11 protein-coding genes are annotated in these 11,926 nt (G+C 69.4%); 4 read left to right on the forward strand and 7 right to left on the reverse strand.

All coding sequences use genetic code 11. From position 1 onward, the window contains the following. Positions 1-99 precede the first annotated feature (99 nt). Positions 100-1,056 carry a zinc-dependent alcohol dehydrogenase family protein gene (locus tag WBN91_RS37010; RefSeq protein ID WP_337727885.1) on the reverse strand — a complete coding sequence of 319 codons (957 nt, stop codon included), beginning with the start codon at positions 1,054-1,056 and terminating at the stop codon, positions 100-102. A 76-nt stretch (positions 1,057-1,132) separates the two neighbouring features. Here WBN91_RS37010 and WBN91_RS37015 point away from each other — a divergent pair, with 76 nt between their 5' ends. Beyond that, complete coding sequence (locus tag WBN91_RS37015) at positions 1,133-1,486, forward strand: winged helix-turn-helix transcriptional regulator (RefSeq protein ID WP_337727886.1); 354 nt, start codon at positions 1,133-1,135, stop codon at positions 1,484-1,486. On the opposite strand, the gene WBN91_RS37020 is transcribed toward WBN91_RS37015, so the two are convergent. The 3 genes from WBN91_RS37020 to WBN91_RS37030 are packed head-to-tail and all read right to left on the reverse strand — an operon-like array spanning position 1,483 to position 5,172. After that, positions 1,483-2,700, reverse strand: a complete 1,218-nt coding sequence (locus WBN91_RS37020) for a rhamnosyltransferase WsaF family glycosyltransferase (RefSeq protein WP_337727887.1) — start codon at positions 2,698-2,700, stop codon at positions 1,483-1,485. The two genes, WBN91_RS37015 and WBN91_RS37020, sit on opposite strands and share 4 nt — an antisense overlap. A 1-nt stretch (position 2,701) precedes the next feature. Beyond that, positions 2,702-4,135 carry a lipopolysaccharide biosynthesis protein gene (locus tag WBN91_RS37025; protein ID WP_337729436.1) on the reverse strand — a complete coding sequence of 478 codons (1,434 nt, stop codon included), beginning with the start codon at positions 4,133-4,135 and terminating at the stop codon, positions 2,702-2,704. Further along, a complete protein-coding gene (locus WBN91_RS37030) occupies positions 4,120-5,172 on the reverse strand; it encodes a glycosyltransferase family 2 protein (protein ID WP_337727889.1) in 1,053 nt (350 codons plus the stop codon). The genes WBN91_RS37025 and WBN91_RS37030 overlap by 16 nt, the downstream gene beginning before the upstream one ends. 96 nt (positions 5,173-5,268) lie before the next feature. Here WBN91_RS37030 and WBN91_RS37035 point away from each other — a divergent pair, with 96 nt between their 5' ends. The 3 genes from WBN91_RS37035 (at position 5,269) to WBN91_RS37045 (ending at position 8,805) form a co-directional block, all read left to right on the forward strand. Next, positions 5,269-6,108: a glycosyltransferase gene (locus WBN91_RS37035; protein WP_337727890.1), complete on the forward strand. Its 840-nt coding sequence runs from the start codon at positions 5,269-5,271 to the stop codon at positions 6,106-6,108. A 56-nt stretch (positions 6,109-6,164) separates the two neighbouring features. Next, on the forward strand, positions 6,165-7,415 hold the full coding sequence (locus tag WBN91_RS37040; protein WP_337727891.1) for a hypothetical protein: 1,251 nt from the start codon (positions 6,165-6,167) through the stop codon (positions 7,413-7,415). A 64-nt stretch (positions 7,416-7,479) separates the two neighbouring features. Beyond that, complete coding sequence (locus tag WBN91_RS37045; protein ID WP_337727892.1) at positions 7,480-8,805, forward strand: YncE family protein; 1,326 nt, start codon at positions 7,480-7,482, stop codon at positions 8,803-8,805. A 24-nt stretch (positions 8,806-8,829) separates the two neighbouring features. On the opposite strand, the gene WBN91_RS37050 is transcribed toward WBN91_RS37045, so the two are convergent. From WBN91_RS37050 to WBN91_RS37060, 3 genes are all read right to left on the reverse strand, one after another. Further along, entirely contained in the window at positions 8,830-9,660 is an 831-nt protein-coding gene (locus WBN91_RS37050) for a transporter substrate-binding domain-containing protein (protein WP_337727893.1), read from the reverse strand. Between the two features lie 49 nt (positions 9,661-9,709). Then, positions 9,710-10,393, reverse strand: a complete 684-nt coding sequence (locus WBN91_RS37055; RefSeq protein ID WP_337727894.1) for a hypothetical protein — start codon at positions 10,391-10,393, stop codon at positions 9,710-9,712. Between the two features lie 114 nt (positions 10,394-10,507). After that, a complete protein-coding gene (locus WBN91_RS37060; RefSeq protein WP_337727895.1) occupies positions 10,508-11,710 on the reverse strand; it encodes an MFS transporter in 1,203 nt (400 codons plus the stop codon). Positions 11,711-11,926 lie beyond the last annotated feature (216 nt).

The raw sequence follows: 11,926 nt of genomic DNA on the forward strand, positions 1-11,926 counted from the left end.
CCGAGGCCCTTCCCGTGGTCGCTGCCGCTTGGCGGAACGCAAGAGCTCCCCGCCCTTCGGGCGTGACGCCTTCGGCGAAAAGCGCTGCGCATTACTTGTCTAGATCGTGACGACGATCTTCCCGGTGTGGAGACCCTTCTCCAGGTGGCGATGTGCCTCGACTACCTGGTCGAACGTGAACACCGTGTCGATGGCGGGCCGTAGTGCACCCAGGCGGATGCCAGCGTTGAGGAAGGCCGTCATGCGCTTCACCACGACCGCATCGAGGGTGTGTTCGAAGCTGCGGTAGCTGAAGACCGTGAGCGGCGCGCCCGTCGGGAAGGGCGTGGGCCGGGGGTCGAGGAAACCCGCGGCGACCAAGGTTCCGCCGGGGCGGGCGGCCCGCACCAGGTCCGGCTGGCCGGGACCCATGACCAGGTCCAAGACGATGTCGGCCCCGACCCCGCCGGTGTGGTGGTGGACGGCTTCGACGACGTTCTCCTGGTCAGTGGTGATGACCGCACCGGTTTCCGCGGGGCGCCGGGTGACGGCGATGGGCACCGCGCCGAGCTGGTTGGCGATCTGCACCGCCGCCCGCCCGACGCCACCGGACGCGGCGGTGATCAGGACGTGGTCGCCAGGCCGCATCCCCGCCTTCTCGACGAGCGCGCCGTACGCGGTGGAGTACGCGACCCAGATCGCCGCCGCCTCCGTGACCCCGAGCCCGGCCGGCCGGGCCACGACCCGGCTCGCGGGCACGGTGGTGTACTCGGCGTAGCTGCCCCGGGTGTTCGCGTCCGGGACGGCCGTGAGGATGACCGGATCGCCGACCGCGAGCCCGGTGACCCCGGCGCCCAGCGCGTCGACGACACCGGTCCCCTCGACGCCGAGGCGGGCGCGGGGCAGGGGGACGGGTGCGGGCGAGGTGCCGGAACGCATCATCCGGTCGAGCGGGTTGACGGCGAACGCCTCGATCCTGACCCGCACCTCCCCTGGCGCGGGCTCGACTACCGGCTCCTCGACGACGTGCAGGACTTCGGGTCCGCCGAACTCGTCGAACACGACGACTCGTGGCATGGTGTGGCTCCTTCGCGGGTGGTTGCGCGAAAGACGCTACGAAGCCCTGGGTTACCTCCTGGTACCTTCGAGTTCCATGCAGAACGCCGCCGGACCGGCCTTCCTCGCCGACTGCCCCACGCGCCTGGCGGTCGAGATCCTCTCCGACAAGTGGGCCGTGCTCGTGCTCTTCGGGCTCAGCCAGCGACCCCGCCGGCACGGCGAGCTGGTCGACCTCATCGGAGGCGTCTCGCGCAAGGTCCTCACCCAGACGCTGCGCCGGCTCCAGCAGTACGGCCTGGTCGAACGCCACGCCGCAGCCCCGCGCCACGTCGAGTACCACCTCACCGACCTCGGCCGAACCCTCGTCGAGCCCATCGAGGTGTTGACGGCCTGGGCGAGGGACCACGGCGGTGCCATCGCCGACTTCCAGGAAGCAGCGGAGAACTAGACGAGGAGTTCGCGGCGCAGGACCTTCTCCAGCTCGTGCCCGGCGGCGTCCCACGACCGGCCGGACACGCTGGCGGACGCCGCTTGGGCCACGGAGACGAAATCGGGCGTGGTGACCACATCGGACAGTGCGCGGGCGAGGTCGTGCGGGGTGGCAGGCGCGTAGCGCACGTGGTCGTTGTCAAGGACGACCCTGTTGTGGGGTGCCTCGTTGACCACGGGGATGCAGCCGGCCGCCAGCATCTCGTGCGGCACCAGCGACACGTTGGTCATCGACAACGTCAGACCGGCGTAGCACCGGTTGTAGATGTCGTTGAGCTGGTCCGGCGTCACCAGGCCGTGGTCGACGTGCCTCGGCCCCAGCGAGCCGATCTTCTCGCCGTAGGTGTGGATCGCGATGTCCGGGTGCCGCTCGGCGAACACCTCCAGGGCCAGCAGGCCGACCTCGATCGCCCGTCGCGGAGCCAGCCGGCGCGCGTAGAAGACCACGCCGTCCCGCGCGGTGCCCTCCCGCAGCCGGTACCGGTCGGCGTCGCAGCCGAAGTCGAACCAGTCCGCGGGCATCCCGACGTCCGCGCGCAGCTTCTCGGCCAGGAACCGCCCGGCGGTGAAGCCGTGGAAGCCCATCCGGTAGGTGTTCTCCGCCAGCGCCGACAGCCCGCCCACCGGGAAGAACCACGGCTCGTAGTCCTGCACCAGGTAGAACCGCTTGCCGGCACAAGGGTCGTTGAAGGCCGGGTACGCGGTCATCCACGCGGTGGCGAACACCGCGTGCGCGTCGGCCATCCCCTCGGTCACGTCCAGCACCGGGCCGCGGAAACCGGGGTAGGCGGCCCGGATCACCGGCTCGTGGTCGACCGCCCGGCTGCCGTACACGTCGTACAGGTACAGCCGGCACGTGTGGCCCAACGACTCCAGGTGCTGGACCAGCCTGAACATCGTGGTGTGGCCGCCGGAGCCCGGCGCGGGCGGTGTGCAGATCCAGTTGATCGTCAGCGAGCCGTCCGCCGGGACGGGCGGGACCACGACGGGCCGGCGCTCGCCGAGGTCCGCCGCGCGCACGTCCTCCAGGCGCACGGGGAAGACCTCGGAGTCCGCGCCGAGGCGCTTGGCGGCCGTGCGCAGGGCACGGGCGCCGAACCCGCGCACGCCCTGTTCCCGCACGATCCGCGAGACCTGGTGCGCTCGACGCCGGATCACCTGGACAGGCTTCACGCTAACCCCTTCGCAGCAGACTCAGCGCCTCGTGGCGCAGCGGGAACACGACGGCGGTGTAGGCCAGCAGCGACAGCACCCCGCCGATCAGCAGGCGCCACAACGCGTCCGCCACGAACCACTGCACGGCCAAGGCGACGGTGATCATGACCACGCCACCGAGCACCGGCCGTGCGACCGCCACGCCCAACGCCCCCGGCCGCACCCCGTAGGGCCGGAACGCGATCAAGTACGCGGGCACGATGAACACCAGCACCACGACGCTCTGCGCCAGCGCCACTCCGCGGATGCCGTCCAGGTGCGCGCCCAACGCCAGCAGCGGCACCAGCGCGACCAACCACACGATGTGGATCACCAGGATCGCGCGCGACCGCCCGGCACTGGCCAGGTAGTCGTACCCCAGCTCCAGCGCCACCCGCATCGCGCCCAGCAGCACCAACGCCGCCAGGGCCGCCGCCGTGGGCGCCCACCGCTCACCGTAGACCGTGCGCACCAGGGGATCGGCCAGCGAAGCCAACAACACGCACGCCGGCACCGTGAACAGCGCCAACAAGCCCAACGCCCGCCCGAAAGCCCGCTGGAACGCCTCCGGGTCGTCCCGCAGCTTGGAGAACGCCGCCAGCGACACGCTGCGCACGGGCTGCGAGAACGCGCCCACCGGCCAGTTCGCCAGGTTCGTCGCCAGCAGGTAGAAGCCCAGCGGCACGGTGCCCAGCACACTGCCGACGATGATGCTGTCGACGTTGAGCACGCCGAAGATCAGCAGCGACGCACCGGCCAGCGGCAGCCCGAACCCAAGCACCTCACGGGCGCGTCGAGCGTCGAACCCCGGCCGGTAGCGCTCCTTGGTGAACGCGAACATCACCACGGCGGCGGTCAGGTTCGTCGCGATGCGCGACCACGCCAGGCTCCACGCCCCGAACCCGAGCAGGGCCAGCACCACCACGACGGCGGTGCCGACGACGAACGCCGACGTGTCCGCCGCGAACTTGTGGTCCTGCCGCAACTCCCGTTGCAGCATCGCGCCCGGCACGGCCGAGGCGCCCGCGATCACCAGCGCCACCGACATGAGCTGGATCACGCCCGTGGCCTGCGGCGTGCCCATCGCGTCGGCGAAGAACGGCGCGCCGACCACGCAGATGCCGCACAGCAGGCACCCGGACAGGATCGACAGCGTGGTCACGGTCGGCGCGATCCCGTCGACCGGCCCGTCCGTGCGGACCAGGGCCACGCTCACGCCCATCTCGCTGACGCTCATCACGATGTTGAGCACCACGAGCGCGACCGCGAACACCCCGAACTGCTCGGGCGCGATCAGCCGCGCCAGCAGGACGCCGACGCCGACCTGCGACACCCGCTGGAGCAAGCTGTTGATCGCGCTCCACCGGATCGCCGAGGTGACCTTGCGCTCCAGCGTGGTCACTGGCCGCGCCACTTCCAGACCTGCTTGCCGACCAGACCCCGCCCGCGCTTGACCAGGTGCGCGCCCACGAAGACCTGCGTGCGGCTGCACAGCCGGGCGCCCAGCGCCTTGCGCCGGCGCAACGCCCGGTACTCGGGCAGTCGCTCGGTGTGCGGGTAGACGCCCTTGGCGAAGGCGACCAGCTCCTCGACCGGGATCTCGGCCAGCTTGTCCCGGTCGTAGGCGCGCACCGCCCGCCACAGGGCGTCCTTGGCGATCGACCGGTTGGCCAGGTGCTTCAGGCGCGGCGGCAGGTCGGGGTGCTCGGAGAAGAACCGGTCGAACACGGCCTGTCGCTGCTCCAGGTCGGCGAACACCGACGAGAACTGGGTGCGGAACATGCTCTGCTGGTGCACCCGGTAGTACGCGGCGGGCTTGCCGCGCACGTACCCGATGTCGGAGACGGCGGCGATCCGCATCCACATCTCCAGGTCGCCGGCGTGCGGCAGGTCCGGCCGGTAGCCGCCGACCTGCTGCTGCACCGACGTGCGCACCACGGCCTCGGGCGAGGACAGCACGTTCTGCCCGGTGCGGCAACGGTTCTCGATCCAGTCCACACCGGACCAGACCGTCGTGCCGGCCGGGGGAGTGACGATCTTGGGCAGGTCGTCGTGGTCGGAGTAGTACACCACCCGCCCGTAGACCATGCCGACGTTCGGGTTCGCCTCGAAGACCTCGGCGGCACGGGCGAGCGCGCCCGGCGCCAACAGGTCGTCAGCGGACAGCAGCACGGTGTAGTCGGCCTTGGCCCACTCCAGCAGGCCCTCGTTGTAGGTGGCGATGTGGCCCTGGTTGACCTCGTGGCGGCGGCCCTCGACCCGGGGGTCGGCGGCCATCAGCTCCGCCATGACCTCGGGGGTGTCGTCGCTGGAGGTGTCGTCGATGACCAGCACCCGCACGTCCACGCCGGGCTGGTCCAACACGCTGCGCACACAGGCCCGCAGGAACCTCGCGTAGTTGTAGCAGGGGATGACGACGTCGACCGTGGGTCGTGTCGGGGCTTGAGTCACGTCCTACACATCGCGCGCGAGCACGGATCGTTAACGCGGCGACGATAACGGCGGGGGCTGGATCCCGATGTACCGGGCAACGGGAAGGGGTCGTTGATGGACCACGTCATTCTGACGCGCTTCAACCTGCCCTCGGTCGGCGCGGAGAGCGTCGTCCGGGCGCGGGAGGGGTGGTTGACCGAGCGCGTCGGGCTGTTCGAGCGGTACTGCCTGCCGTCGGTGCGCGCGCAGACGTCCGCGGACTTCCGGTGGATCATCTACTTCGACCCGGAGAGCCCCGAATGGCTCAAGGACCGCATCCGCGAGCACGGCGAGTTCTACACGCCGGTGTTCCGGGAGCAGGTCAGCCGCGAGGAGCTGCTGGAGGACATCGCGAAGCTCTTCCCGACCAGGGGCGAGGCGCTGCTGACCACCAACCTCGACAACGACGACGGCCTGGCCGCGGACTTCGTCGCCCGCCTCCAGGCCGTCCGCACGACCGCGCCGCGCACCGCGCTGTACCTGGCGAACGGCCTGGTCAAGAGCCCGACCGGGCTGTACGCGCACCGCGACCCGGACAACGCGTTCGCCTCGATGCGGGAGTCCTGGGACGCGCCGATCACCTGTTGGGCCGACTGGCACAACCGGCTGCACCGGCACGCCGAGGTCGTGTCGGTGGGCGGCGCGCCGGGCTGGCTCCAGGTCGTGCACGGCGGGAACGTGAGCAACCGCACACGCGGCCGGCTCGTGTCCCCGACGCCCCACCGGAGCCTGTTCGGCGACGCGTTGGACGACGTGCCGGAGCCCGACCGCCGGGTGCTGGCCCGTGACCGGTTCGTGGGACATCCCTTGCGGGTGGCCCGTGACGGGGCCAGATACTTGGCGAAGACCACGGCGATGCGCGTGCTCGGCCCGGAGGGCTTCGAGAAGGCGAAGCGGGTGCTGGCAAGCCGCTGAACCGCACAACAGCTGCACCGCTGGACTGCACAACCGCTGGACTAAGGACAACCGTCATGGCTCGTGCCCGATTCGTCGCGCTGGCCGTTCTGTTCACCGCCTCCGCGTGCAAGGCCGAAGCCGAACCGCCGCCGCCGTCGCCCGACGCGAAGCCGCCGGTGGTCGACTACTACAAGAAGTGGGCCAACGGTCCGAACCCGACCGGCGACCCGAACGTCTTCCCGATCACGGTGTGGATGCAGGACCCCTCGGGCGTCGAGAACGGCGTCAAGCTCGGCAAGGCCTACCCCGAGATCGGCATCGACGTCGGCCTCGGGCTGTGGGAGGACGAGTGGTGGTACCTCCGGCAGGAGGGGCTGCACGAGACCGACTGGCGCGTCTACCTGGACCCCAAGCGCCTGGACACCGTGCTGGCCGACACCGCGCACGCCCGCAACTACGTGGGCTACCTGGTCGCGGACGAGCCGGACATGAACAAGGTCTACGGCGACGTGTTCCACCCCGAGATGCAGCCCTCGGCGATCCTGAAGAAGTCCGACGAGACCCGCGCCAAGGACCCGTCCCGCCCGACCTACATCAACTTCGGCGTGTGGATGGGCACCCCCGGTGGCAGCGTCGGGTACGGGTACCACGAGAAGTCCTACGAAGAGGACATGAAGACCTATTGCTCGGCGGCGGACATCGCCTCCGCGGACTACTACGGGTGGACCCACCCCGACCGCGGTGACCGCGTGGGCGCGTTCAGCTACGGCGAGGTCATCGACACCATGCGCAAGTGGTGCGGGCCGGACAAGCCGCTGTACGGGTTCGTCGAGACCGGCCACCCGCACACGCACGGCGAAACCATCACACCGGACCAGGTCGAATCCGCCGTGTGGAACACCATCCTCCACGGCGCCACGGGAATCAACTACTTCGCGCACAGCTTCTACACCGACGGCAAGGGCGAGTACAGCAGTGTGCTGACCCGTCCGGAGATCACCGCGAAGGTCAAGGAGGTCAACGCGCGCCTGAAGTCGCTGGCGCCCGTGCTCAACGCGGCGAGCCTGCCGGGGGTGACGGCCAAGAGCGACAACGAGATCCCGGTGTCTGTGCTGCACAAGGACGCTGCGGGTGCCAAATGGGTGATCGCGCAGACCGACGGGAACACGAAGGTTCCGCGCAGTGGTTCGGCGCGGGTGGAGATCGCGGTACCGGTCGCTTCCGGGAGTGCGGAAGTGGTGGGGGAGAACCGGACTGTATCCATTGAGAACGGAAAGATCGTGGACGACTTCGGGCCGTACCAGGTGCACGTGTACCGGTTCTAGCTAACAGACCGGGGCGCTACGGCGATTGGGGCAATGCGGGACCCCAGTCGACTTGGAGGCCGAAGTGCCCAGAACAGAACGGCTAAGACCGATCCGCAAGGTGCCCGCGCTGTGCGGTGTCGCAGCCCTGGGTGCCGCCCTGCTCGTGCCGTCCGCGTCGGCTGTCGCCGCGCCGACCCGCGTCCTGGGCTACATCGCCAACAACGGCGGTGGCGTGTCCGTGCTGGACACGGCGACCGACACCCTGACCAGCACCCTGACCGACGCGGGCGGTGATTCGCCTTACGGCGTGGGCGTCGCGTTCGACGGCGCGCGCGGCTATGTGACGAACGTTCGGAACAACACGCTGACGGTCGTCGACACGCCCACCAACACGATCGACGCGGCGGTGCCGGTCGGCGACGGCCCGGCGGGTGTGGTGGTGTCGCCCAGCGGCGGCCACGTGTACGTGTCGAACTACCGCGCCGGCACGGTGTCCGTGGTGGACGCGGCGACGTTGACGACGACCGAGACCATCGACGTCGGTCCCAACGCGGACGGCGTCGCCATCACACCTGACGGCAAGAAGCTGTTCGTCGCGCACGACGTGGTGGGTGCGGGGACGGTGTCCGTGGTGGACACGTTCACCAACACCGAGGTCACGGAGATCGCCACGGGGAACACGCCGACCGCGGTGGCTGTGACGCCGGATGGTTCGAAGCTGTTGGTGGTCAACAAGTTCTCCAACAACGTGGCCGTGGTGGACGTGGCTACGAATGGTGTGCTGGGGACGATCCCGGTCAGCTTCATCCCGCACGGGGTTGCGATCTCGCCGGATGGGGCTCGGGCGTTCGTGACCAACAGCGAGGACGACTCGCTTTCCGTGCTTGACATCGCGGCTATGGCGCCGGTGGTGGCGGTTCGGGTGGGCGATCGGCCGATCGGTGTGGCGCTGACGCCGGATGGTGGTCGGGCCTACGTGACGAACTTCGGTAGCAACTCGGTGTCCATTGTGGACACGGCTGGGCTGGTGGTGGTGAATACCATTCCGGTGGGTGTCAACCCGGTGGGTATCGCGATCCACGGGGTGCCGCCGGCGCCGACGAAGTTGGCTGGTGGGAAGGCGACGTTGCAGTTGCGGCTGCTCGGGTTCACCGTGCGGAGCATGGACGCCACGTTGACCGAGTCGCACACCGGGCGGCCGGTGGTGGGCAAGACGGTGGCGTTCCGGACGGTGAAGGGGCAGGCGTTGTGCACCGCGGTGACCAACGCTTCGGGGTTCGCTTCGTGTGATGCCAACGTGCCGTTGTTGGTGGGGCTGGCGACGTTGTTGCAGGGGTACACGGCGGCCTTTGCCGGGGACATCACGCATGGTCCGTCGGTGGCACACGGGTCGATCGCGTTGCTGTAGGCCGGGCTCTTCCGGCTCGGCTCGTTATGTGCACGGGTCGAGCCGGAAGGGGTCGGGTTTGTAGCCGCTGGGGTCCAGGTCTCCGAAGTTGGCGCGGAAGAACTGGTCCCAGGCCCCGTCGGTGATGAAGCCCTTGATGCCCTCGCTGATCCGCTCGCACAGCGCCTTGTCGTTCTTGGGCAGGCCGACGCCGTAGCGCTCCTGTGCGCCGAAGGTCAGGTCCAGCACCCTCAGCGCCGGGTTCTGGCGTGCGAAGCCCCGCAGGATGACCTCGTCGGTGGACGCCACGTCGACCTCCTTGCGCAGCAACCGCTCCACGCACTGCCGGGTGCCGATCTCGGTCGTGGTGGTGACCCGGTTGCGCAGCGCGCCCGTGGTGAGCTGGTCGTAGGAGGTGCTGCCGGACTGGGTGCACACCGTGCGGCCGGCCAGGTCGTCGAGGGTCCGGATCGGCTGGTCGAAGTCCGAGCGCACCAGGAAGCCCTGCTTGGACAGCAGGTACGGCCCGGCGAACGCGACCTTGCCGCGCCGCTCGTCGGTGATCGAGAACGTGTGCACGACCAGTTGCACCCGGCCCTGCGCGAGGGCGTTGACCCGGTCGGCGATGGTCACGTCCACCTCCACCGGCGTGAACTCCGGCGAGGTGTTGTGGGCCAGCCACCGGTACAGGTCGACGTCGAAACCGCGCCGCTCGTGGGTGTCGGCGTTGAGCACGGCCAAGCCCGGGATGTCGGTGCCGACCCCGACGTTGAGCGGCCGGTCGGAGGCGACGGGTGGCGATGTCGGAGCCGGGGGTAGTGAGCACGCCGTGAGCAGCGACAGGGTGGTGGTGAGCGCGACTGCCCGTCTCCACATGCCGGTGGTCCTCCCTCAGGTGTAGAGCGTGGCTTCAGTTGTAGAGGCTTCAGTTGTAGAGAACGGCTTCGGTGATGCCGAGGTCGACGCGGCAGGCCTCGTCGGGCATGGAGAGCGTGACCAGCACGCGTGCCTCGCGGGTGGTGCCGGCCAGGTCGAGCCGGATCTCCCGGCCGGACAGGCGGTCCTCGAGCGGCTGGTCCTTGCGGCCGTCGCGGACGAGCGTGACGGTCATCCGCGCCGAGCCCACGCAGTCGCCGACCTTCGCCCGGTTGACCAGGGTCGGCGTGATGAACAGGTACCGCCGTTGGGGTGGTGTGCCGGGCACCCGGAACCCGGCCTCCTCACCGTCGGCCAGGTCCTTCGCGTCGGTCAGCTCCACCAGGTCGGTGACCGGCACGTCCGGCTTGACCACGACGAGCCAGAACACGAGCCCGGCCAGTGCGCCGAGGGCGGCGGGGATGGCGGCGAACGTCCAGCGCGGCAGCGGTTTGCGCGCGGGCCGGTCCGCGGTCGTGCCCGCGCTCGTGCTCGTGCTCGTGCGGAGGTGGCTGGAGTGTTGGAAGCCCAGCAGGGTGACGACCAGCGACGCCGTGCCGACCAGGAGCGACACCGCGTCGGCGATCCCCTCGCCCTTGTTGCCCTGCAAGAGCAACCACATCACGAAGCAGGACACGCCGACCAACAGCGGCGCGGCCCACCACAACTGGACGACCCACCACGGTCGCTTCACGGCGGCTCCTGCGGTTCCTCCCCGAACCCGGTGAAGCGTCCACGATATCGGTTCAGTGGTGGTTCACGTGGGGGTTCGCGTGAAGGTTCGCGTGCTGTTTCGGGTGGCGATCGGTCAATTCATCCGCCAGGAAACCGCCAACGCGAGGACGAGAGCGCCGATCGCGCACGACACGGCGGTGCCGAAAGCGGCGAACTGGAGCAGAAAACCGAACGCCACAGAAGAGACCAGACGGGTGAGCGCCTGGCCGGTTTGGATGACGGACAAGCCGGAAGCCCGCAAGGATTCGGGGACGAGGGTGCTGATCCGGGCGGACAGGACGCCGTCTGTGGCCGCGTAGAACAGGCCGTGGAGGAGGAGCGCGATCGCCATGCCCAGGTAGCCGGAGCCCGGGGCCAGGAGGAGGACGTAGACGGCGAGCAGGAGCACGTGCCCGGCGAGGAACACGCGCCAGCGGCCGATCTTGTCCGCCAGGACGCCGAAGGGGGTGGCGGTCAGGAGGAAGACGAGTGCGGTGCCCAGGGGGAGGAGGGGGAGGAAGGAGGGGGAGATGGCGGTCGACTTCTGGATCAGGATGAAGACGAACGCGTCGGAGAGGGTGGCCAGGCCCAGGACGGCGGCGAGGATGGCGACCTTGCGGTAGCCGGCGTCCTTGAGGAGTGCCAACCCGGCTTTGATGGACGGGCGGGGGCCGCGTTGTGGTCGGGTGTCGCGGTTTTCCCGGACGAAAGCGATGAGGACGATCAGGCCGATCACCGCGAAGCACGCGCTGATCACGAAGACCGGGCCGGCGACCATGCCGATCTGCTGGAGGAGGAGGAACGTGACCAGCGGGCCGAGCAGAGCGCCGATCGTGTCCATCGTGCGGTGCACGCCGAACGCGGTGCCGAGGCTCGCCGGGGGAGTGGCCAGGGAGATCAGCGCGTCCCGGGGTGCGGTGCGCAATCCCTTGCCGGCCCGGTCGGCGGCCAGGGTCGCGCCGATGCCGAACGCGTTCGCGCCGACGAGGGGGAAGATCAGCTTGGTCGCTGCGGACAGTCCGTAACCGGTTGCCGCGACCGCCTTGTGGCGGTGGGTGCGGTCGGAGACGTGTCCGCCGACGAGCCGGAGGACGGCGGTGGCGCCTGTGTACAGACCGTCCAGGAGGCCGAACTGCGCGTAGCTCATCTGGAGCGTGAAGAGCAGGTAGACGGGCATGAACGCGGTGACCATCTCGGCCGACACGTCGGTGAGGAGACTGACGGTGCCCAGGGCCAGGACGGTGCCTGGCACCTTGCCCCGGACGTGGGTGGTCGGCCGGACGGAAGCGACGTACATGCCCCCTTATCGGTCACGCGGCGTAGCTGTTACCTGTGAAGATCAAGAGCTGAAGAGCTGAAGTGCTTAAAAGCGCCTCGCCGGCGGGCAGGCCGCCAAGGATGGACGCAAAGCGAAAGAACGGGCGGGGGCTTTTTGCGTCATCCCCGTATGGCCTGGCGGAGCCAACCACATTTTCCGGGGGTTGCCGCTAAAACTTTTTGCTCGTTCCTCGCA

This window comes from Saccharothrix sp. CCNWYY140 (assembly GCF_037401995.1).
In the GTDB taxonomy this organism is placed as follows: Bacteria; Actinomycetota; Actinomycetes; order Mycobacteriales; family Pseudonocardiaceae; genus Actinosynnema.

What these genes read in the sequence shown, in the direction of transcription:
- WBN91_RS37010 (WP_337727885.1), bottom strand. Translation starts at nt 1,056, where the DNA reads ATGCCACGAGTCGTCGTGTTCGACGAGTTCGGCGGACCCGAAGTCCTG.
- WBN91_RS37015 (WP_337727886.1), top strand. Translation starts at nt 1,133, where the DNA reads ATGCAGAACGCCGCCGGACCGGCCTTCCTCGCCGACTGCCCCACGCGC.
- WBN91_RS37035 (WP_337727890.1), top strand. Translation starts at nt 5,269, where the DNA reads ATGGACCACGTCATTCTGACGCGCTTCAACCTGCCCTCGGTCGGCGCG.
- WBN91_RS37040 (WP_337727891.1), top strand. Translation starts at nt 6,165, where the DNA reads ATGGCTCGTGCCCGATTCGTCGCGCTGGCCGTTCTGTTCACCGCCTCC.
- WBN91_RS37050 (WP_337727893.1), bottom strand. Translation starts at nt 9,660, where the DNA reads ATGTGGAGACGGGCAGTCGCGCTCACCACCACCCTGTCGCTGCTCACG.
- WBN91_RS37060 (WP_337727895.1), bottom strand. Translation starts at nt 11,710, where the DNA reads ATGTACGTCGCTTCCGTCCGGCCGACCACCCACGTCCGGGGCAAGGTG.